At 57.6% G+C, this 22,717-nt stretch carries 16 protein-coding genes; 10 read left to right on the top strand and 6 right to left on the bottom strand.

The window, feature by feature from the left end:
• Positions 1-4 precede the first annotated feature (4 nt).
• From JOE09_RS19220 to JOE09_RS19230, 3 genes are read right to left on the bottom strand one after another with little or no spacing between them, the layout of a single operon-like run.
• Positions 5-2,245: a TonB-dependent receptor family protein gene (locus JOE09_RS19220; RefSeq protein ID WP_205066882.1), complete on the bottom strand. Its 2,241-nt coding sequence runs from the start codon at positions 2,243-2,245 to the stop codon at positions 5-7.
• Positions 2,246-2,278: 33 nt separating this feature from the next.
• A complete protein-coding gene (locus JOE09_RS19225) occupies positions 2,279-3,058 on the bottom strand; it encodes an energy transducer TonB family protein (RefSeq protein ID WP_205066883.1) in 780 nt (259 codons plus the stop codon).
• 1 nt (position 3,059) lies between these two features.
• Positions 3,060-3,467, bottom strand: a complete 408-nt coding sequence (locus tag JOE09_RS19230) for an ExbD/TolR family protein (protein ID WP_105591958.1) — start codon at positions 3,465-3,467, stop codon at positions 3,060-3,062.
• 764 nt (positions 3,468-4,231) lie between these two features.
• Between JOE09_RS19230 and treR the strand changes: the two genes are divergently transcribed.
• The 6 genes from treR (at position 4,232) to glgX (ending at position 15,009) form a co-directional block, all read left to right on the top strand.
• Positions 4,232-5,182: a trehalose operon repressor TreR gene (gene treR, locus JOE09_RS19235; protein WP_205066884.1), complete on the top strand. Its 951-nt coding sequence runs from the start codon at positions 4,232-4,234 to the stop codon at positions 5,180-5,182.
• Positions 5,183-5,351: 169 nt separating this feature from the next.
• On the top strand, positions 5,352-6,770 hold the full coding sequence (gene treB / locus JOE09_RS19240) for a PTS trehalose transporter subunit IIBC (RefSeq protein WP_205066885.1): 1,419 nt from the start codon (positions 5,352-5,354) through the stop codon (positions 6,768-6,770).
• A gap of 23 nt (positions 6,771-6,793) precedes the next feature.
• The gene (gene treC, locus JOE09_RS19245) at positions 6,794-8,437 is read left to right on the top strand and encodes an alpha,alpha-phosphotrehalase (protein ID WP_205066886.1); all 1,644 of its coding nucleotides are present in this window, start codon (positions 6,794-6,796) and stop codon (positions 8,435-8,437) included.
• A 146-nt stretch (positions 8,438-8,583) separates the two neighbouring features.
• Complete coding sequence (gene treZ / locus JOE09_RS19250; RefSeq protein WP_205066887.1) at positions 8,584-10,371, top strand: malto-oligosyltrehalose trehalohydrolase; 1,788 nt, start codon at positions 8,584-8,586, stop codon at positions 10,369-10,371.
• A complete protein-coding gene (gene treY / locus JOE09_RS19255; protein ID WP_205066888.1) occupies positions 10,368-12,890 on the top strand; it encodes a malto-oligosyltrehalose synthase in 2,523 nt (840 codons plus the stop codon). The genes treZ and treY overlap by 4 nt, the downstream gene beginning before the upstream one ends.
• Before the next feature lie 43 nt (positions 12,891-12,933).
• A complete protein-coding gene (gene glgX, locus JOE09_RS19260) occupies positions 12,934-15,009 on the top strand; it encodes a glycogen debranching protein GlgX (protein WP_205066889.1) in 2,076 nt (691 codons plus the stop codon).
• 147 nt (positions 15,010-15,156) lie between these two features.
• On the opposite strand, the gene JOE09_RS19265 is transcribed toward glgX, so the two are convergent.
• A complete protein-coding gene (locus JOE09_RS19265) occupies positions 15,157-15,489 on the bottom strand; it encodes a hypothetical protein (RefSeq protein ID WP_205066890.1) in 333 nt (110 codons plus the stop codon).
• A 142-nt stretch (positions 15,490-15,631) separates the two neighbouring features.
• Positions 15,632-16,342, bottom strand: coding sequence for a RipA family octameric membrane protein (locus JOE09_RS19270; protein WP_205066891.1), 711 nt, complete (start codon positions 16,340-16,342; stop codon positions 15,632-15,634).
• Positions 16,343-16,721: 379 nt separating this feature from the next.
• Here JOE09_RS19270 and JOE09_RS19275 point away from each other — a divergent pair, with 379 nt between their 5' ends.
• The 3 genes from JOE09_RS19275 to JOE09_RS19285 all read left to right on the top strand — a co-directional run bounded on the left by JOE09_RS19275 (position 16,722) and on the right by JOE09_RS19285 (position 19,943).
• Complete coding sequence (locus tag JOE09_RS19275) at positions 16,722-17,648, top strand: substrate-binding domain-containing protein (protein WP_200559201.1); 927 nt, start codon at positions 16,722-16,724, stop codon at positions 17,646-17,648.
• Between the two features lie 64 nt (positions 17,649-17,712).
• Entirely contained in the window at positions 17,713-18,765 is a 1,053-nt protein-coding gene (locus JOE09_RS19280; RefSeq protein ID WP_205066892.1) for a sugar phosphate isomerase/epimerase family protein, read from the top strand.
• A 5-nt stretch (positions 18,766-18,770) separates the two neighbouring features.
• Positions 18,771-19,943, top strand: a complete 1,173-nt coding sequence (locus JOE09_RS19285; protein WP_205066893.1) for a Gfo/Idh/MocA family protein — start codon at positions 18,771-18,773, stop codon at positions 19,941-19,943.
• 88 nt (positions 19,944-20,031) lie between these two features.
• Here the strand turns inward: JOE09_RS19285 and JOE09_RS19290 are convergent, their stop codons facing one another.
• On the bottom strand, positions 20,032-20,928 hold the full coding sequence (locus JOE09_RS19290; RefSeq protein WP_205066894.1) for a DMT family transporter: 897 nt from the start codon (positions 20,926-20,928) through the stop codon (positions 20,032-20,034).
• A gap of 879 nt (positions 20,929-21,807) precedes the next feature.
• On the opposite strand from JOE09_RS19290, the gene JOE09_RS19295 reads away from it, so the two are divergent.
• A complete protein-coding gene (locus JOE09_RS19295) occupies positions 21,808-22,701 on the top strand; it encodes a LysR family transcriptional regulator (protein ID WP_205066895.1) in 894 nt (297 codons plus the stop codon).
• The last annotated feature ends 16 nt before the right edge of the window (positions 22,702-22,717 follow it).

Raw genomic sequence — 22,717 nt, forward strand, 5'->3', positions numbered from 1 at the left:
TTAGTTAAAAGGTGGCTTCCAGCGAAACGCTAAAGGTGCGCTCTTCGCCGACGTTGTAATACGGGGTGCTGGCCCTCACGCCACTGTATGGCGCTGCGTTAAAGGTCGTTGAGCGTACGGAGGTCAGGTACTCTTTATCGAACAGGTTATCGATGCCGAAGCGCAGGGTGGCGCTTTTAACAATCTTTTTGTCCACCGGCAGATGAACGCCCGCGGCAACATCAAAGATCGTGCGCCCGCTGATTTTCTCGTCGTTGGTTAAATCGCCATAGAACGCGCTGACGTATTTACCGCCGAAGCTGCCGTAGTAGAGGCCATCGTCATATCCCAGCGACATGTTAAGCATGTTTTTCGGCACGTTCGGCACCGTTTTACCCGCCGTTGGCAGTGGATTGCCGCCGTTGCTGACAATGTCATCTTTCTGCTCGGAATCCGTATAGGTGTATGAGGTGTAGTAGTTGAAGTTGTACGGCAGCTTACCGCTCCACTCCAGCTCCAGCCCTTTACTTTCCACGCTGCCGATATTCATCATCTCGTAGTCGCCGTCAGCATTGGTGGTGGAGATCTGACGGTCGGAATAGCGCATATAGAAAACGGTCGCGCTCAGCAGCATATCGTCACGCTGGAAACGCCAGCCCAGCTCGTGGTTCCAGCTCAGCTCCGGCGCGGTATTGATGGAGTCGCCCACGTTATAGAGCACGTAGTTTGGCGGCGTACGCATGTTGCGCGTCAGGTTATAGAACAGCTGGTTTTCCAGGTTCGGCTTATAGCTTAGGCTGAAGTTCGGCAGGAATTCATGGTAGGTGGCTTTACGTTTTTCCGGCGCGTTGTACAGGCTGCCCTTGTTATCACCAATGCGTTCAACGTACTGATACGCCAGCCCGCCCACTACCGTCCATTCTGGCGACACGAACCAGGTATCCTGCAGCCAGACTTTCTGCGCCGGGGTAACGGTGTACTGGTTGCGGCCCTGTACGGTGTTGCCGTTGGCATCTTTCACCTGATCGGACCCGCCGGGTTTACCGGAGACGTTTGCCGGGTTGCCATCATCCTGAATGCTGATAAACGGCTGGGTCTGCGACTGGCGCGCACGCTCATACCAGTAACCGATATCCAGGCTGTGCTCGTCGTTAATATCCCACTTCAGTTTCGTCGTAACGCCCGGTCGCCATGTCTGGGTCCACGAAGGCCGGTAGTAGGTATTGGACGTTAAATTGCTCAGATCGTACTGCCCGGCTTTATCGGAGGTGCTGGACAGCACCGAGGCCGTTTGTCCGGTAAAGCTGCCGCCGTTACCCCAGAAGTAATAAGGCTGGACGGTCAGCGCGAGGTTGTCGCGAAGCTGCAGTCGTTGTGAGAAAGAGAGGGAGAAGTTTTCAAACGGGTTGCGGTTCAGCTTGTAATATTTGCTCAGCTGACCTCTGCTGTTATAGACCGGCGAGGTCGAGTAATCCTGAGTCGGATCTTCGTCAAACTGCGCTTTGCTCAGGGTGTTGTAGTTGGTGTTGTCCTGCTTGTTATATTTCACGATCAGGTTACTGCTGTTGCCGTTACCATCCTCGTAAAGCGAGTTCATCTCGAACTTATTGGAGTAGTTGCGTCCTTCTCCGCGCCACTTTTTGGCTTCAGTGTGCGAGTAGGAGAGCCAGTTGCTGAAACCGTTGTATTCCCCGGTTTCCAGGCGGGCAAAGGTTTTGCTGAGGCTGTTGCTGCCCAGGGTTTGCTTGACGAAGCCACCGAACTCTTTAGACGGGCGCTTTGTGACCAGGCCAATGTTACCGCCGCTCGACCCGATATGCGGGCCGTCAACTTCAGAAGAACCCTGAGTCACAAAGATCTGCTCCAGGTTATCCGCGTCGCCCAGCAGGTTCGGATACACCGCGTAGTTGCCCGAGTCGTTAATTGGAATACCGTCCATCGACAGGCCGATTTGATCGGCGTTCATCCCGCGCATGGTGTAGTCGATACCGCTCAGGCCGCTGGCGTCATTACTGTTGACGTTCATACCCGGCGTATATTTTAACATGTCGATCGCGTTGCTGGCACCGGACGCTTTGTCCATGGCTTCTTTCGTCAGCGTGGAGCGTGCTTTACTGCTGTCTTCCTGCACCATCAGACCGCCGCCCAGCGACTGCCCTTTGACGTTAATCTCCCCCACATCGCTGCTGTCTGCCGCCAGCGATGAACCTGATAACAATGCCGTCACTACGGCTAACGCAATCCCAGAATAATTAAAGTTCTTCATTTTTTTTCCTGTGAAAAAACAGATAATTAAGTTTTATGGAGCCTGATAATTAAACGTTGCGGTAAATCTTTTGCTTCTTTGCCCGGCGAAAGCCTCTTCAGGGAAGGGCTTCAACTGGCTGATACTTTGTAAGGAACTCAGCGCTGCGCGATTGAGCAACATGCTCGTCGCCCTGCTGGCAATACCGGAATCGAGCACCCTGCCGCTGCGGTCGACCTCCAGCCAGACCTCAACGTTGCCCTGTGGACGTTCGAGTGACGCCTGACGGCCGCTCGGGTAGCGTTTGCGCTGTTCCAGCTCGCGGCGCAGCGCCTGCAGGTAGCCGTTTTCCACCGCCTGCGCGTTGGCTTTCGGTGCCGGAGGAGCAGGCGGAGCTGGCGACGCAGTCGGCTGGCTCACCGGCCTGCTGACGGCAGACGGCTTTGGTACCACGCGCTCCTGCGGCTTCGGCGCTTTTTCAGGAACCGGTTTTGGCTTAGTTTCTGGTTTCGGCTTTGGCTTTGGCTTAACAATCGGTTGCTGCTGAATAACCGGTTCCGCAGCAGGAACGACGGGTTCGGCAATCGGCTCTGGCTCAGGCTGCGGTTCGGGTTGAGGCTGTGGTTCCGGCGGTGGTTCTGGCTGCGGTTCCGGGATGGGTTCCGGCTGCGGTGGCTCAGGTTCGGGTTCGGCCAGCGACAGCTCCATTACCGTATCGTCATAGTGGGGTTTCACCTGCAGCACGGCATGCTGGCTGATAAACAGTAAGCATCCACCGATAACCAGCGCGGGTAGCCAGCTGACAACGTGGCGTGAACGATAAAGCAGATACATATCACTGCTTCCGTGTGGCGATAGAAATGGAGAAGAAACCGCCCTGGCGTAGGGTATCCATCACGGTAACCAGGCGCTCGACCGCCACGTCTTTATCGCTGTTGACGATAATCGTGGTGGTCTGGTTTTCCTGCTGCTGCTGCTTCAGGGTATTGACCAGCGCATCGATGGCCAGCGGCTGGCCGTCCAGCTGTAGCTGTTCGCCGCTACCGAGGGTGATGATGGCTTTTTTCTGTGGTTTAAGCTGTTGGGCGCTACTGGCTGACGGCAGCTGGGTTTTCAGGCCCAGAGCCGGGATCACATTCAGGCTAATCAGAACAAAGAAAACCAGTAAAAACATCATCACATCGATCATCGGGATCAGTTCGATATGGGCTTTATTTTTTTTAGGCTCACTCCAGTTACGCATGGCACTCCCTCCCAAAAATTGAAGGGGCCAATATAGAAGTGCTTTGTTTATTTTTTGTTGCACATTTATTATTTTATTATCACAACACTTACACTTTTGTGAAATAAAACCGCGATAAGGTTCAATGAATGGCGAGATATTTGGCAGCAGTCAGGGCCAAATCATGTTTTCAGCGTGTGAGCATGCAGGAGTTAACAGGAATTAATTTTATTATCATTCCTGACGATTTATATCGGCTAAAGATGAAGACATATTTCTATTGATTTTATGGTGCCATGTTCATATAAATATGCATTTAAAATCATATGGTTATTTGTTTGTGGAGTGTGAGTTTTCACAGGTTGGAAAATTGATGTTGTTGCCGTGAAACACGGGTGTCGTCGGCGTTAAGCAATCGTTTTCGTTCAAGCAATTGGGGCGGAAAAAATCCTTCAGGAATAGTTATTGCCAGTGCGTCAGCAGTAATATAATTGCGTGATATCTACAAGAGTGATTATTTCTGGATTCACCGATTCTCCGTATCGAATTAAGGGAGTGGATTTGTCATATCCGGAAATACAGTTCCCTGATGCTCTGGCGGAATTAAACGCTGTAGTGGCTCAGGGCCGTGACCGCATTACGCAGGTCAGATTATTACCGCCAATCTGAGCCGTCGCGTCCGATCGTTTCCCCTGTCAGGCCATATCTGCGCACCATCCCACCCTGTATTTTTAGCCGGGAAAGGCGGTAAACTGCCCGCCATAGCCAGCTGAACAGAACACACCATGCAAAATCGCCTGACGATCAAGGACATTGCCCGCCTCAGCGGGGTGGGGAAATCCACCGTATCCCGCGTGCTGAACAACGAAGAAAACGTTCGGCCGGAAACCCGCGAGCGCGTGCTGCAGGTGATTGAAGAGCATAATTTCAGTCCGTCCAAGTCGGCGCGGGCGATGCGTGGCTTCAGCGACAAGGTGATCGCTATTGTCGTGTCGCGCCTGGATTCACCCTCGGAAAATCAGGCGGTGCGCGCCATGCTGCCGCTTTTCTATCAGCAGGGCTATGACGCCATCGTGCTGGAAAGCCAGTTCAGCGTGGAGCGGGTGAAAGAGCATTTGCAGGTGCTGAAGCAGCGTAATATCGACGGGGTGATCCTGTTTGGTTTTACCGGCCTGACGGCAAAAATGCTGCTGCCGTGGCGCGATAAACTGGTGATGATGGCCCGCGAGATGCCCGGCCTCTCTTCGGTGTGTTATGACGACGCCGGGGCGGTGCAGCTGCTGATGAAGACGCTGCTGGACAGGCAGATTAACGAGATCGGCTTTATCGGCGTTTCCCCCCGCGATACCACCACCGGCCTGAAGCGTACGCGCGCCTATGAAGAATTCTGCCAGCAGCACGGGTTAGTGTCGCATATCGCGCTGGGCGAGCTGACCTGGCAGAGCGGCTACGATCTGCTGCCGCAGCTGCTGAAACACGATATCCGCGCGGTGGTTTGTGCCTCCGACACTATTGCCCTTGGCGCCCAAAAATACCTTCAGCAACAGCAGATTAGCGGCGTACTGGTGTGCAGTATCGGTAACCTGCCGCTGCTGCATTTCCTGTTCCCGGAATCCTTCTCCGTGGAGTTGGGATACGGTGCCGCCGGTGATGCCGCTGCCCGGCAGCTGCTGGCGCAGCTTGATGGGTCCACCGATCTGCAGCAGACAATTATTCGCGGAAAACTGGCGCTTTAACGCCGTCTTTCGGCCCGATTAAACCCTCACGATCCTGAAAATTTGTGATCGTTTCTGCAAAACTGGGAACGTTCCCATGACAGAGCGTAGCTGATCTGGATATTCTTGCGTCGATTTCAGACAGCCCCTGAACCGGCATTGGACACTTCCAGAGATAAGGCCACTTCTTATGAGTAAAGTTAAGCAACAGGATGTTGATCGGCTGATCGACCTTGTCGGCGGCAGAGACAACATCGCCACCGTGACCCACTGTATAACCCGTCTGCGTTTTGTCCTGAGCGATCCGAAGAAGGCCTCGCCGCAGGGGCTGGAAGAACTGCCGATGGTCAAAGGCTGCTTCACCAACGCCGGGCAGTTCCAGGTGGTGATCGGGCCGGAAGTCGGCGACTACTACAAAGTGCTGATTGCCACAATCGGCCAGAATGAAGTCGGCAAAGAGCAGGCAAAAATTGCCGCCCGGCAGAATATGAGCCTGTTTGAGCGCAGTATTTCCCACTTCGCGGAAATCTTCTTCCCGCTGCTGCCCGCGCTGATCAGCGGCGGTCTGATCCTCGGCTTCCGCAACGTTATCGGTGATATTCCCTTCAGCAACGGCCAGACGCTGGCGCAGATGCACCCGATGTGGCAGTCGATTTACGACTTCCTGTGGCTGCTGGGCGAAGCGGTGTTTATGTTCCTGCCGGTGGCGGTGTGCTGGTCAACGGTGAGAAAAATGGGCGGCACCGAGATCCTCGGCATCGTGCTGGGCATCACTCTGGTGTCTCCGCAGCTGATGAACTCCTATAACCTCGGGCAGCAGCTGCCGGAAGTGTGGAACTTCGGCTGGTTCACCATTGAAAAAGTGGGCTATCAGGCGCAGGTGATCCCGTCCGTGTTGGCCGGTATGGCGCTGGCGCTGGTGGAAAATGCGCTTAAGCGTATTGTGCCCGCGTACCTGTATCTGGTTATCGTGCCGGTAACGTCGCTGCTGATTGCGGTGTTCCTCGCCCATACGCTGATCGGGCCGTTCGGCCGCATGATCGGTGACGGCGTGGCGTTTGCGGTGAAAAGCGTGATGACCGGCAGCCTTGCGCCGATTGGTGCAACGCTGTTCGGCTTCCTCTATGCGCCGCTGGTGATCACCGGCGTGCATCAGACCACGCTGGCGATCGATATGCAGATGGTGCAGAGCACCGGCGGCACCCCGGTCTGGCCGCTGATTGCCCTGTCGAATATTGCCCAGGGCGCGGCGGTCGTGGGTGTGATTATCGTCAGTAAAAAACATAACGAACGCGAAATCTCGGTACCGGCGGCGATCTCGGCGTTCCTCGGCGTGACCGAACCGGCCATGTACGGCATCAACCTGAAATACCGCTTCCCGATGCTGTGCGCGATGATCGGGTCCGCCGTGGCGGCGCTGATTTGCGGCCTGGCTGGCGTGACGGCGAACGGTATTGGCGTTGGCGGCCTGCCGGGTATCCTCTCTATCAAGCCGCAGTTCTGGAGCGTTTACGCGCTGGCGATGCTGGCAGCAACTGTTATCCCGATTATTTTGACCGTGCTGGTTTACCAGCGTAAAGCCCGCCGTGACGCGCTGGCTGCGGTGTAGTGGTATTTAATAAGGAACAGGCAATGAGTAACGAAGTGCAGTGGTGGAAAAACGGAACCATCTACCAGATTTACCCAAAAAGTTTTCAGGACACCACCGGCAGCGGCACGGGCGATATCAGCGGCATTATCAACCGGCTGGATTATCTGCAAACGCTGGGCGTGGACGCGCTGTGGCTGACGCCGATTTACCTGTCGCCGCAGGTGGATAACGGCTACGACGTGGCCGATTACTGTGCCATCGACCCGGCCTACGGCACCATGGAACAGTTCGAGCAGCTGACGGCGGAAGCCCATCGTCGCGGCATCCGCATCGTCATGGATATGGTGTTTAACCACACCTCAACGCATCACGAGTGGTTCCTGAAATCGCAGGATCGCGACAGCGAGTTCCGCCCGTTCTACATCTGGCGGGATGCCGCTGAAGACGGCGGGCCGCCGAATAACTGGCGCTCCAAGTTTGGCGGCGGGGCCTGGCAGTGGCACGAAGCGAGCGGGCAGTACTATCTGCATCTGTTCGCCACCGAACAGGCAGACCTGAACTGGGAACATCCGCCGGTGCGCGAAGCGCTTAAGCAGGTTTGCCGCTTCTGGGCGCAGAAGGGCGTCGACGGTCTGCGGCTGGACGTGGTGAATCTGGTCTCCAAGCAGCAGGATTATCTGCCGGATGACGTGGGCGACGGCCGCCGTTTCTACACCGACGGGCCGCGCATTCACGATTTTCTGCACGAGTTCAGCAATGACGTGTTTCAGCCGCTGGGCCTGATGACCGTGGGCGAGATGTCCTCTACCCGGCTGGAGGACTGCCGCCGCTACGCCGCCAATGACGGCAGCGAGCTGTCGATGACCTTCAACTTCCACCATCTGAAGGTGGACTATCCCAACGGCAATAAGTGGACCGATGCCGCGCCGGATTACGTGCTGCTCAAGCAGATATTCCGCGAGTGGCAGCAGGGGATGCACGGCCACGCCTGGAACGCGCTGTTCTGGTGTAACCACGATCAGCCGCGCATCGTTTCGCGCTTTGGCGATGAGGGCGCGCTGCGCGTCACCTCGGCGAAGATGCTGGCGATGGTGCTGCACGGGATGCAGGGCACGCCGTACATCTATCAGGGTGAAGAGATCGGCATGACCAATCCGGGCTTCACCCGCCTTGAACAGTATCGTGATGTGGAAAGCCTGAATATGTACGCCGAGCTGAAGAGTGCCGGGCGCAGCGATGAGGAGCTGCTGCGCATTCTGGCGCGTAAATCCCGCGATAACAGCCGCACGCCGATGCAGTGGAGCGCCGATGCGCAGGCCGGATTCAGCGCCGGTACGCCGTGGATTCCAGTGGCGCATAACGCCAGCCAGATCAACGTAGAGCAGGCGCTGGCCGATCACGACTCGGTGTTTTATCACTATCAGCGGCTGATTCAGCTGCGGAAAAGCGTGCCGCTGCTGACCGAGGGCGATTACCAGGATCTGCTGCCCGATCATCCGTTTATCTGGTGCTATACCCGTTCCGCTGGGGGGAAAACCCTGCGCGTGCTGGCGAATCTGAGCGGTGAAGAGCAGGCGGTAACGCTGCCAGCGCTGAGCGGTGAGGTGCTGCTGCATAACTACGAGGATGGCGCGCCGACGGGCATTCTGCGCCCTTATGAGTGCCTCTGGCAGCTGGCGGACTGACGCGACCGGCCTTCATTTTCTTTAGCTTCGACTAAGCTTGTTTTTCGTAAGCTGTCTGAAGCGGATACCGTTTCACGCTATCCCTCCGCCTTAACAGCCCGGGTTGATGTTACTCACGGAATTAACGGGTTAAACGGGGCTAAAGAATGAATGGTAAATCTGTTTTTCGCAGTTGGGGGGCGGAATGCGTCGCCGCTGGCGTTGTCCGCTTTGGCCTGTGGGCAACGGGCCAGCAGCACGTTACCCTGCGTCTTGACGGAACCGATCGGCCGATGAGCCCGGTCGGTGACGGCTGGTTTGAGCTCCAGGTTGAGGGCGTTGAACCCGGTGCTGAATACCGCTTCGTGCTGAGTGACGGCAGCACGGTGCCGGACCCGGCGTCCAGAGCACAACGGGACGGAGTTAACGGGCCGTCACGGGTGGTTGACCCGGCGAGTTACCGCTGGCAGCACGCGGAATGGCGCGGCGTGTCGTGGGAAAAAGCTGTGATCTATGAACTGCATATCGGCACCTTCACGCCGGAAGGCACGTTCAGCGCGGCTATTGAAAAGTTGCCCTGGCTTGCTGAACTCGGCATCACGCTAATCGAGGTGATGCCGGTGGCGCAGTTCGGCGGCGACCGCGGCTGGGGCTATGACGGCGTATTGTTCTACGCGCCGCACGCTGCCTACGGGACGCCGGACGAGTTTAAAGCCTTTATTGATGCCGCCCACGGCTACGGCCTGTCGGTGGTGCTGGATATTGTCCTTAACCACTTTGGCCCGGAAGGTAACTATTTGCCGACGCTGTCGCCAGATTTTTTCGATCCGCAGCGCACCACGCCGTGGGGCAACGGCATCGCCTGCGAAATTGACGCCGTACGCCGCTATATCGTGGAAGCCCCGCTTTACTGGCTGACGGAGTACCGCCTGGACGGGCTGCGATTCGATGCCATCGACCAAATCAAAGACGACTCCGCCAGGCACGTGCTGGTGGAAATCGCCGAACGTATCCGCCGCGATATTACCGACCGCCCGATTCACCTCACCACGGAAGACAGCCGCAATGTGACCTTCCTGCATCCGCGTGCTGAAGACGGCTCCGCACCGCTGTATACCGCGGAATGGAACGATGATTTTCATAATGCCGCCCACGTCCTTGCGACCGGGGAAACCCAGGCCTACTACCGCGATTTTGCTGAGCAGCCGGAAAAATGGCTGGCCCGTGCGCTGGCGGAGGGCTTTGCCTGGCAGGGCGAAGTGTCCGTTCAGAGCGGCGAGTCGCGCGGTGTCGACAGTACCGGGCAGCCGCCGACGGCGTTTGTCGACTTTATTCAAAATCACGACCAGGTCGGTAACCGTGCGCAGGGGGAACGTCTGATATCGCTGGCCGGTGCCGATCGAACCCGTATTCTACTTGCTACCCTGCTTTTATCGCCGCATATTCCACTGCTGTTTATGGGGGAAGAGTATGGCGAAACCCATCCGTTCCTGTTCTTCACCGATTTCCACGGTGAGCTGGCCCGTGCGGTGCGGGAAGGGCGGGCGAAGGAGTTTGACGGCCACGCCGGATACAGCGGCGAAAGCGTGCCGGACCCTAACGCGGCGGAGACATTCCAGCGATCGAAGCTCGACTGGGAAAAACGCCACCGGGAAGAGGGTAAAGCCTGGCTGACGCTGGTGCGTCAGCTTCTTCTGCTGCGCCAGCAGCATATCGTGCCGCTGATCGCCGGTGGTGCTGTCGGGGCCGGAGAGATCCTGATGGCGGCACCGGGGGTGGTAGTCGTTCGCTGGCGCTTCCCGGCGGGAACGCTGTCGCTGGCGCTGAATCTCAGCAGTAACGCCCTGTCGCTGCCCGATCTGCCGGGTAAAACCCTGTTTGCCTGGCCCGCGGAAACCACCCGGCTGGGGCAGAACGCGATGGTCGCTCGGCTTGCAGAGGGGGCCGCGAAATGATCCCACTCGCCACCTACCGTATTCAGTTCCGCAACGGCATGACCTTCGATCGCGCCGTTAAACTGATTCCTTATCTGAAACAACTCGGTATCAGCCATCTTTACGCGTCGCCGGTTTTTACCGCCACCTCCGGCTCCACCCACGGTTATGACATCACGGATTTCAATGAAATTGAACCGTCAATCGGCGGGCGCGAAGGCTTTGAACGGCTGGCCCGCGCACTGAAAGCGGCCGGGCTGGGCCTGATCCTGGATATCGTTCCCAACCATATGGCCAGCTCACTGGAAAACGCCTGGTGGCGAAGCGTCATAAAATATGGCCGGCAGAGTCGCTATGCCCGCTATTTTGATATCGACGAAACGCAGCGCCTGACACTTCCGTTCCTTGGCGATACCTTCGAGAAAGTGCTGGAAAACGGCGAGATCGGCGTTAAAAACGATCCGTTAACCGGCGATCCCGCGCTGGTTTATTACGACTGCTATTACCCGCTTAATCCGGACAGTTGGGCGGGGAATCGTGCGGCGGTGCTGGCGCTGACCGATCCCGAAGACATCGCCACGCTGCACGAACGCCAGTCCTGGCGGCTGATGTCATGGCGGGATGCGCCCACTGAACTCTCTTACCGCCGCTTCTTTGAAGTGACCGGACTGGTGGGCGTGCGGGTTGAGGACCACGCGGTGTTTGAGGATTGCCACCGACTGATTCTCGAACTGGTCAGAAGCGGTCTGGTTGACGGCCTGCGGGTGGATCACGTGGACGGCCTGGCCGATCCAAAAAGCTACCTGGAACGACTGCGGCAGGAGGCAGGGCCGGATTGCTATATCACCGTTGAGAAAATTCTTTCGCAGGATGAACGGCTGCCGCCGGACTGGCCGGTCTCCGGCACTACCGGCTATGAATTTATCGCCGCGCTGTCCGAAGTCCTTGTGGATGATGAGAACATTGACCGCCTGCGCCACGTCTGGCACGACGCGGTGGGAAGCGAGGTGGATATGCGCGCCGAACTGCGGGAGGCCAGGATTCTGATGGTCGATCGTAATTTTTCCGGTGAGTTTACCCGCCTGTTCAGGCTGGCAATGGCGATTGCTGAGACGACGCGGGTAGCGCTGGAAAAATCCAGCGTGCGCGATGCGCTGCGCGAACTGCTACTGGCCTTTCCCACCTACCGTACCTATGGCACGGCGGCGGGCATGTCCGAAGCGGATATCAGCCTGTTGACCCGCGTGGCGGAGAAGGTCAAAAACCGGCCGGAGCCGCCGGAAAACGCGGCGGTGGACTTTGTGGTGTGCATTCTGATCGGCGGGCTTTCCGCAGCGGCCTATGACCATGCCGCCGAATTCCGCACCCGCTTTCAGCAGCTGACCGGGCCGCTGATGGCAAAATCGGTCGAGGATACGCTGTTCTTCCGCCAGAACATGGGGCTGGCACTGAATGAAGTCGGTGCCGAGCCGGTTAAACGCGCATTTTCGCTGGCGCGCTTCCATAAGGAGATGCAACGCCGCCTGGCGCAGCAGCCCGATGCGCTCTCGGGAACCTCAACGCACGATACCAAGCGTGGAGAGGACGCCCGCGCCCGCCTCTATACGCTGACCGAAGCGCCGGATATCTGGCGTGACGGCTTTGCCCGCTGGCGGCAGATGAACCAGACCCACGTGAAGTTTCTTAACGACGGCACCGCGCCCAAAGCCGCCGATACCTGGATGCTCTATCAGGCGCTGGCCGGCGTGTGGCCGGCATCCCGTCAGATCCCCGATGCCGCCGCGCTGGCATCGCTGGAAGCGCGTTTCCTGGGCTTTGTTGAAAAAGCGCTGCGGGAAGCCAAGCTGCGTACCGACTGGGTGGACACCAATGAAGCCTATGAAACGGCGGTACTCGACTATGCCCGCCATTTATTCTCGCCGGAGAACGCCCGCTTCCTGACGGATTTCCATCAGACGCTGCAGCCGTTTATCCGGGGCGGATTGATCAACAGCCTGACGCAGACGGCGATCAAGCTGACCGCGCCCGGCGTGCCGGACATCTACCAGGGCAGCGAGGCGCTCAATTTCAGCCTGGTGGACCCGGACAACCGCCGCGAGCCGGACTTTGCTCTGCTGGCACAGCAGCTGGCCGAACCTGAGCCGTTCAGCGCCGATGAGCACTGGCGGAGCGGGCGGGTTAATCAGCACGTCACCGCCGCGCTGCTCGGGCTGCGCCAGCGCGCCCCGGCGCTGTTCCGACGGGGTGATTATCTGCCGCTTCAGGCCGTCGGGCATCGCGCGGATAACGCGATCGCCTTCGCCCGTGCGGACGACGAGGGCGCGGCGATTGTTATTGCTCCGCGTATGGTCTTCAGCGTCTCGGATAAGCCGCTTGCCGATGCTGCGGCTGAACTGTGGCAGGAAACGGCCGTGGCGTTACCGGCGCGGCTTGCCGGAAAGCGCTACCGCGAACTGTTCAGCGGTAATGACTATGACGTCGGTGAAAGGCTGGAGCTTTCTACACTGCCCGGCCGGGCGGTCGTGCTGGTTGCCGTCTGAAGATGTGTTGCTGACACCATGGCTAATGGATTAAGGGAAAACAATGTCCAACGAACAACGAGTTGAAATCAGGGCAGGATACGGTCACGCACTTGGGGCAAATTACGACGGCGAAGGGGTAAATTTCGCGATCTTCTCCGCCCACGCGGAGCGGGTTGAGCTTTGCCTGTATGACGACAGCGGGCAGCATGAAATTGCCCGGCTGACGCTGCCGGAATACACCAATGAGGTGTGGCACGGCTACGTCCCCGGCCTCAGGCCCGGTGCGCTGTACGGCTATCGCGTTTATGGCCCGTACGATCCGGAAAACGGCCACCGATTTAACCCGCATAAGCTGCTTATCGATCCCTATGCGCGGGAGCTGGCCGGTGATATCGCCTGGAACGACGCCCATTTTGCCTACCAGCTGGGGCATGAAGAGAAGGATTTAAGCTTCGATAGCCGCGACAGCGCCCCCTTTACGCCAAAGTGCCGGGTGATCGATATCAATGCGTTTGACTGGCAGGATCACCGACGCCCGTCGGTCCCCTGGCCGCACGCGGTGGTGTATGAAACCCACGTCAAAGGCTTTACCCAGCTGAATCCGGCCATTCCGCCCGAGCTGCGCGGTACGTTTGAGGGGATGGGCCATCAGGCGTCGGTTGACTACATCAAGAGCCTGGGCATCACCTCGGTGGAACTGCTGCCGGTACACTGGTTCCCCGACGACCAGCACCTGCTGGATAAAGGGCTGAAAAATTTCTGGGGCTACAATTCGCTTGGCTTCTTCGTTCCCGCCAGCCGTTATTATGGTCCCCGGGGCATTCAGGGTTTTCGTGAGATGGTGCGGGCGTATCACGATGCCGGCATCGAAGTGATTCTGGATGTGGTCTACAACCACACGTCCGAGGGCAACGAGCTGGGGCCAACGCTGTCCTTTAAGGGCATTGATAACTTCTCCTACTACCGTACCCTGCCGGACCAGCATCGCTATTACATCAACGACACCGGCACCGGAAATACGGTGAATACCTCGCATCCCCGCGTGCTGCAAATGGTGATGGATTCACTGCGCTACTGGGCGGAAGCGATGCATATTGATGGTTTTCGTTTCGACCTCGGGACCATTCTGGGGCGCGAGCCGGAAGGCTTCGATCAGCGCGGCGGCTTTTTTGACGCGGTGATGCAGGACCCGGTGCTGGCAAAAATCAAGCTGATAGGTGAACCCTGGGATATCGGACCGGGCGGCTATCAGGTGGGCGGCTTTCCGCCGGGCTGGGGCGAGTGGAACGATAAATATCGCGACACGGTGCGCGAGTACTGGAAGGGCGAGAACGTCACCACCGATTTTGCCGCCCGCCTGCTGGGTTCCGGCGATCTGTACGATTTGCGCGGCCGCCGTCCCTCGGCAAGCGTTAACTTTATCACCGCGCACGATGGTTTCACGCTGAACGACCTGGTGTCGTACAACGAGAAACACAACGAGGCCAACGGCGAAGGGAATAACGACGGGCATAACGATAATCGCTCCTTCAACTACGGCGCGGAAGGCCCGACGGACGACGCGGGCATCAACGCCGTACGCGAGTGCCAGAAGCGCAATTTCCTCACCACGCTGCTGTTTTCCCACGGTACGCCGATGCTGCTGGCCGGGGATGAATTTGGCCGCAGCCAGTTGGGCAATAATAATGGTTACTGTCAGGACAGCGAGATTTCGTGGATACACTGGGAAGACCTGCCGGAAAGCGCTGAAGCGCTGCGTGAATTTACGCGCCGCCTGATTGCGCTGCGTGCCAGCCAGCCGCTGCTGCGCCGCGAGAACTGGCGCGACGGCATGGTGATCAAGTGGTTTAACGCCGGCGGCGGCCCGCAGCAGTCAGAGCAGTGGGATGAGGGCACGACCATCGGTTTGTACCTGACGCGGCCCGATCTGCAACAGCAGGAAGGGATCTGGCACGATGTGCTGATGCTGTTCAATCCTTTTGAGGGCAGCGTGCCGTTTCGCATCCCGCAGATAGGTGAAGGCGGTTGGGTACTGGAGCTGAACACCGCCGATCCGCAGCAGCAGGGGCAGGTGATCACGCAGGAAGAGGACTTCGCGCTGGCCGGGCGCAGCTTTGTGTTGTTCAGAAGACCATGACAGGGTCCATGGCTGTCAGAAGTTAAACGCCGGTGCCGATGGCGTCAGGAACGGCGAAATGCCTGCCATGAGTTTGTGCGTGGGGAGGAAGTAATAGCAGGTCGCAGGTGGGAAGCCTGCGGCCTGTGAGTTTCACCGAGTCGAACGTTAATCGGCCTGCTGGAATTCGCTGGCCATCAGCTGCTGGCAGGCATCGGTAGATTTTGCCTGCTGGCGCTGTTCCGGTGACAGCGACTGCCAGCTGTTAACCACTTCTTCGGCAATTTCCTGATCGAACTCGTCTTTATTCAGCGCCGACGGTGATTCGCCGCGCATGCTCATCTCTTTAATTTTTTGCAGGTAATAGTCCGCCGACGCTTCCGGCTGTTTCACCACCACGCTGCACAGATGGTTGATATAGCTGGCCTGGGTTTGCTGCTCGTCCGCCGCGCTGGCAGAGGCCGCGGTGAAAAGTAAGAGGATGGGGAGTAGATATTTCATAACATCTCCTGCGGTGGCCCGTCTCCGGGGAGTTTACAAGGCTGGTCAGCTTCAGCTGTGACAGCAGTCAGTATGGGGCAACACGGGTGAAAATGCTGCTGCATTACCACCCGCTGCGTCAAAATCAGTGCCAGCGTCGAACTTAATCCTGTTCAGGCGTTTTCTTTGTCTCTTCCGTTTTATCTTCTGCTTTTTCCGGCTCTTCCGGCGCCGCGTGGTTATGCGTTGGTTTCAGCAGCTGGATATCGAGGATCACATAGGTCATGGTACTGATAAACAGCGAGATCACGCTGCCCATCACGCCGCTGGTGGTGAAGGTCAGATAGTTATAAATCACCAGCCAGGTCAGACCGATAAACAGCGCCAGCGCGGTGGCAATCGCCGGACCGGAATAGTCACTGGCACCTGAGCTGCGGGTATTAACGGCGGTAAACAGGCTGCCGGAACTCTGAGACTCCAGCGCGTGAATGGCCCGGTCCCAGCTCTCCGTACGGCGGGCGCTGGTTTTACAGTGGAACAGGTACAGAATGGCAATAAAGTAGCCGGAAAAAGCGATCAGCACCGGAATGGCTTCCAGCGCATATTCAATGCTTTTATGGCCGTGGCTGGCATTCCCGGCGGAGAGATCCAGCGTCAGCGACGCGCCCAGCGCGGCATACAGAAAAACAAACAGCGCGAGGAAAGTGATGGCGTGCTGCCAGAACAGCGTCGACTCGCGGTTTTTCTGCCCGACGGCGGTGGTCAGTGCCTGTTGAATTTTCACCGTTCGCCGCTCGTCGTGTTCGCCTTCGGCCTCGTTTTCAAAAAATGCCTGCATAAACTCTGCATCAGCCTGCTCGGTAACCACTTTCATCCCTTGCCTCAATAACAGTTAATTAACGTTCATAGGGTAGCAACGGAACAGGCGTTGTGGAACCCGTAACGATCTCAGTTCATTTCCCCTGAATTAATGTGATTACCCTCTAAGAAAACGATTCTGCCTGGCGGGTGATAACGGCATTTTAGTAATTAACAAAACATTAACATGATGAATTTACAACGCTTAACGTCCGTTTCATTCGTGAAATGCGCTCAATTTTCGCGCATTGCAATTTTTATTGCTCCGATCTTATTATTGGAAAAAATGGTGCGAAGTCCTGCTGACAGGCAGGGCCATTTTTAAATAACGGCAGTTGATAATAAACCTTCGTAGTCGGTTAACGCCGATTAACTCATTAATGTGGAAGGCAATAATGAAAAAATCACTCTTACTCTGTCTGACCCTTCTCACGCTCAGCCCGGCCGCTTTTGCCGTTCAGGTGGGCGTCAGCATCGCACAAATGGATGATGTCTTCCTGTCCCGCCTGCGGGGATACGTGCTGGACCAAAGTAAAACCTATCCCGATATGAAAGTGCAGTTTGAAGATGCGCAGGGCGCGGTCGATAAGCAACTGAGCCAGGTACAGAATTTTATCAACGGGAAGGTTGATGTGATTATCGTCAACCCGGTGGACACCCAGGGCACCAAAAACATGAGCGAGGCCGCCAGAAAGGCCAAAATTCCGCTGATTTATCTCAACCGTATGCCGTCGGACTCGAAAATGGGGGACGGCGTCAGCTATATCGGCAGCGATGAAGTAGAGGCGGGCAGGCTGCAAATGGCGTATCTGGCCGAGATGGTGAAAGATCGTAAAAGCGTCAACGTGGCGATCATGAAAGGGCTGCTGAGCAACGATGCGACCCGCTTCAGAACCCAGGGAGCGAAAGAGGTCATCGCCAAACACCCGAATATGCACGTGACGCTGGAAGATACCGCCAAATGGATGCGTGAAGACGGCATGAACCTGATGAACAACTGGCTCCTCGCCGGGGACAAAATCGACATTCTGTCCGCGAACGCCGATGAAATGGCGATTGGAGCGGCGATGGCGATTAAGAGCAACGGTCTGAAGCCCGGTAAAGACATTCTGGTCGGCGGCACCGACGGCGGTCCGAACGGGTTGCAGGCGATTAAAACCGGCCTGCTGACCGTCACCGTGTTCCAGGATGCGAAATCACAGGCCTACGGCGCGGTAGATATGGCTGAGACAGCCGCGAAAGGCGGCAAAGTTGAGGACATTAAATTCATTCCATTCCAGCAGGTTACGCCGCAGAACTATCAGCAGTTTATGACGAAGTAATGATTTTTAGTGGGGTTATTTGCACCTGCGTTTCCCGCAGGTGCCTTTTTCTACAGGAGCCACAATGAAGACAATTAAAGGTCCTGGTGTATTCCTGGCGCAGTTTGCCGGAGACAGCGCACCTTACAATACGCTGGCCGGTATGGCGGCATGGGCGGCAGAGAAAGGATTTAAGGGCGTGGAGATCCCCACCTGGGATACGCGGCTGATCGATCTGGCGCGCGCGGCGGAAAGCCAGACCTACGCCGATGAAATTCTCGGCATCCTTGCCGAACACGATCTGACACTCACCGATTTAGCCAGCCATTTGCAGGGGCAGCTGGTGGCGCTGCATCCGGCATTTAATCTGCCCGCCGACAGCTTTGCGCCGGAAGCCGTGCGCAATAATCCGCAGGAACGGCAGCGCTGGGCGACCGAGCAGCTGCATCTGGCGGCGAAGGCCTCCCGCCGTTTCGGTCTAAGCAAACACGTAACGTTTTCCGGCACGCTGTTATGGCCCTATCTCTACCCCTATCCGCAGTGGCCGGAAGGGTTAATCGAAGAGGGGTTTGACGAACTGACGCGCCGCTGGCTGCCGATCCTCAACGCTTTTGACGAGCAGGGAGTGGACGTCTGCTACGAGATCCACGCTACCGAGGATCTGCACGACGGCCTGACCTTCGAGCGCTTTCTGGCGAAAACCGGCAACCATCCCCGCTGCAATATGATGTATGACCCCAGCCATCTGGTGCTACAGGGCATGGATTATCTGGCGTTTATCGATCACTACCACGAACGGATTAAAGCCTTTCACGTGAAGGATGCCGAGTTCCGCCCCAACGGTAAAAGCGGGGCCTGGGGCGGCTATCAGCCCTGGAGCAGCCGTGCCGGGCGCTTCCGTTCGCCGGGCGACGGGCAAATCGACTTTTCCGCGATCTTCTCCAAACTGACGGGCTACGGTTTTGACGGCTGGGCGGTGCTGGAGTGGGAGTGCTGCTTTAAAAATCCCGAAGACGGCGCGCGCGAGGGGGCGACATTTATCCGCGACCATATCATCCGCGTGACCGATAAATCCTTTGATGACTTCTGTAAATCCTGGGCCGATCCGGCGCTTAACCGTAAAATTTTGGGGCTTTGACCATCATGAAAAAAACACCACTGAAGGGGCGGCGCATTCGCCTTGGGATGGTCGGCGGCGGCGAGGGAGCCTACATCGGCGGCATCCACCGCTTTGCTGCCCGGCTGGATAATCAGTATGAGCTGGTTGCCGGGGCATTCGATATCAATGCTGCCCGAGGGCATGCTTTTGCGGCAGAAAACTTTATTGCCGCTGACCGTTCCTATGACGATTTTACGGCGATGATCGCCGCCGAATCCGCGCGTGAAGACGGCGTGGATGTGATTGCTATCTGCACGCCCAATTTCACCCACTATCCCGTGGCGCGCGCCTGCCTGGAAGCGGGGATCGATGTGATTTGCGAAAAGCCGCTGACCAGCACGCTGGAGGATGCGGAGCTGCTGGCCGAAGTGGTTCAGCGTACCGGCGGCTTCCTCGGCGTAACCTATACCTATGCGGGCTATCCGCTGATTGCCGAGGCGCGGCAGCGTATTGCCGCCGGGCTGATAGGCCAGGTGCGCACGGTGCAGGTGGAGTATCCGCTGGAGTGGATGGCGACCGGCGTGGAGCTGAAAAACAATCAGCAGGCCGCCTGGCGCGTCGATCCGAAGAAAAACGGTCGGGGTGGTTCCGTGGGCGATATCGGTACTCATGCCTACCATCTGGCGGGCTATGTGACCGGGCTGAAGGCCGAAAGCGTGATGGCCGATCTGGCGACGTTTGTTGCGGGGCGTGCGCTGGACGATAACGCCCATGTACTGATTCGCTATGAGGGCGGTGCAAGGGGGATGCTGTGGTCTTCACAGGTGGCGATTGGCTGCTCCAACTCACTGCGGCTGCGCGTTTTTGGCGAAACCGGCAGCCTGATGTGGGCCCAGGAGCAGCCGAATGAACTGCTTTATACCCCGCTGGAGGGCAACAGCCAGGTGATTAAACGCGGGCGCGACGATCTGGCTGCGTTAACCCGTTCCCGCACCCGCACGCCGCCGGGCCATCCTGAAGGCTACATCGAGGCATTTACGAACCTTTACAGTGGATTCGCCGATGCGCTGCGGGCGCGTGATGCGGGGCAGGAACCGGGCCTGGCCGGCGCGGCGGTGCCGCAGATTTATGACGGACTGAAAGGCGTGGCGTTCGTGGATGCAGTAGTGGACAGTCACGAGCAGGGCACGCTGTGGATGAAACCGAAGTACTGCTGATGCTCTGGGATCTCTGACCGTGAAGGCCGCGGTCAGAGATTCGGACTGTGCCGTGCTTCTCAAAGAGGCCTGAGCCTCGCCGGGCGCGTTAACGGCGGATCACCACCAGCAGCCCGCCTATCACCAGTACCGTTCCTACCATCTGCTCCAGCGAGATCGGCTCCTTTAACAGCCACCAGCTAAAGAAAATGGTCAGTACCGGGCCAAGAAGACCAATCATCACCACCCTGGCGGCACCAATGCGGAACACGGCGGCGGACTGCCAGAAAATCGGCAGCACCGTGGAGAACAGCGCCATCGCCAGGCACCAGCCGTAAACCGGCAGGGGAAGATTCAGCGCCGTCAGTCGATGGGTGAACAGGAAGTGAACCAGCGTGGCGAGGGTAGATACCAGCAGCGCCAGCACGGAAAACTTCATCGCGCCGAGACGGGCGATCGCTGCTTCCGACCCGGCACTGTAACCGGCATACAGCACCGCGCAGCCGAACACCAGCAGGCCGCCGACGATCACCGTACCAATTTCGCTGGAGACACTGACGTCGTGCATAAAGGCGAAGATAATCCCCGCGTAGGCGAGCGCCATCGCCAGCAGCACCTTTCTTTCAAACTTTTTCCCTAAGAAGGCGACCCCGAGCAGGATGGTCAGCATCGGGTAGGTGAACAGGATCAGCCGTTCCAGCCCGGCGGAGATATACTGCAGGCCCATAAAGTCCAGCATGCTGGAACCGTAGTAGCCCACCACGCCGAGCAGGAACAGCCATCCATAATCTTTACGCGTCAGCGCCGGGCCCTGGCGCAGGATGGGGATCGCCATCAGCAGGATAAACGGCAGCGACATACTCATCCGCAGTGCCAGCAGGGTAACGGCATCCACGGGTGCAGACTGATAGGCGAGTTTGACGAAAATCGCCTTAAAGGAAAAGCCAAAGGCGGCGAGTACGGCAAACGTAATCCCGGCTGCGCGGGACGGGGCGGATAGCGTCATTTGAACCATTTTATATCTGTAGAGTGAAATGCTGTCGGCGGTTCGATTCACGCCGAATAGCGGTTAAATCAATGCTGTGGTCAGGTGCCTGTCCGGCCGGATAATTTGTTGTTCTGCGTGTTCCTTGGGGTTTAGCGGGGCGTGTGTTTTGCGATAAGAGAGATAATCGCTGACGGTTTCTGATATGTGAAATCGTAATCAGGTATGTGTCTGATATGCGTTTTATATGAATCAGGGAGTGGGCCCGGCCTCGGCGGCTGCCGGACGGTCCTCGCGCCGCTGTGCGGTCCCTTCGGTTACTGCATTGTGCCGTGCGGATCGGCCAGGATTGAACATCCCTGTTCAAGCCCGGCCTGAGCGCAGCATTCATGCTGCGCTCTCCTGGCACAATGCCTTCACCTCAGCGCTGCGGATTATCCGGCAGCCGCCGATGCCGAGCCCCTCTTACAGTTGGCATCGCTGTTTGAAGATCGCGTGTTCGTTAATTTTAAGAGCCAGAGCCAGACTCTTTTTTCAAACAGGAAACGCAACAGTAAAAAGCAGACTGGCCGGGGTGCCTAACGGGCAATCCGCAGCGCTGAACGTAGCGAGGAAGCCAGGATTCGGCCACACGGACGTGGCCGAAAGTCACAGCCGCGCAGGACCCGCGTCTGTGGCGGTCCGACCGGCTGACGAGCGAAGTGAGGGCACCGCAAAGCGGCGCGAGGACCCGCCCGAGCGGTGCCCCGACCAGTCTAAGCCGTCACCCTATTCGCAGACGTCACGCCCTCATAAAACCCTCGGGCAAAATGTTGAATATCTCACCCCACCAGCGCTAAAGTTCGATATATAAAACCGCCATCCGGCATGGAACTGATATCCACAGCGTATCGAGAAAAAATGATTAACTTCCGTATCATCCGCCATATGTGGCTGTTCCTCGCCGTGGCCGAAGAGAAACACTTTGGTCGTGCAGCCAGGAAACTGGGCATGACGCAGCCTCCCTTAACCCAGCAAATCCAGGTGCTGGAACAATCGCTAAAAGTTAAGCTCTTCGACCGCTCAAAAAGAAACGTGCAGCTGACGCCGGTCGGCCTGGCGATCCTTCCTGCGGTGAAGAAGTTTGCGGAACAGGTGGAACGGCTCGAATTGGCAATCAACGAAGCCGTTGCCGGACACAGCGGCGTGCTGACGATCGGTGCCATCAGCGCCGCGATGCTGGACGTGCTGCCCGGCTACATCCGGCGGATGAAGGCACTGAACCCGGATATCGTGATTTCCATTAAGGAGATCGACAGCGCCGAAGCGATTCCGGCGCTACAGAATGGCGAAATCGACCTGGCCTTCGCCCGCCTGACTGGCGAACAGGGTGAAGGCATCGAATCACTGCCGATCTCCAGTGCGGAACTGGTGGTGACGCTACCGCACGATCACCGTCTGGCCGGGCAGAGCCGCATCAGCCTGCGATCGCTGATGAATGAAGAGTGGGTGATGTTTTATCGTTACCTCAATCCGGGCTATTTCGACAGCATCATCACCGCCTGCCGCAGTGAGGGATTTTCGCCACGCATTCTTCATGAGGTCCGCTCCGTAGCGCTACAGATTGCTTTCGTCGGCTGCGGGCAGGGCATTGCGCTGGTCCCGGCATCGCTGAAACATCTGTCGCTCACCAGCGTGGTGACGTTACCGCTGGAAGAGCGCATTGAAGTGGTCACTACGGCAGTCGCCTGGTCTTCTGCCCGCCCGAATCCGCTGGTGGAGCGGTTTGTTGAACTGGTGAAAGGGGAGGTGTAGGGCTTAAGAACGGCAT

Origin of the sequence: Pantoea coffeiphila (genome assembly GCF_016909495.1) — a bacterium.
In the GTDB taxonomy this organism is placed as follows: Bacteria; Pseudomonadota; Gammaproteobacteria; order Enterobacterales; family Enterobacteriaceae; genus Erwinia; species Erwinia coffeiphila.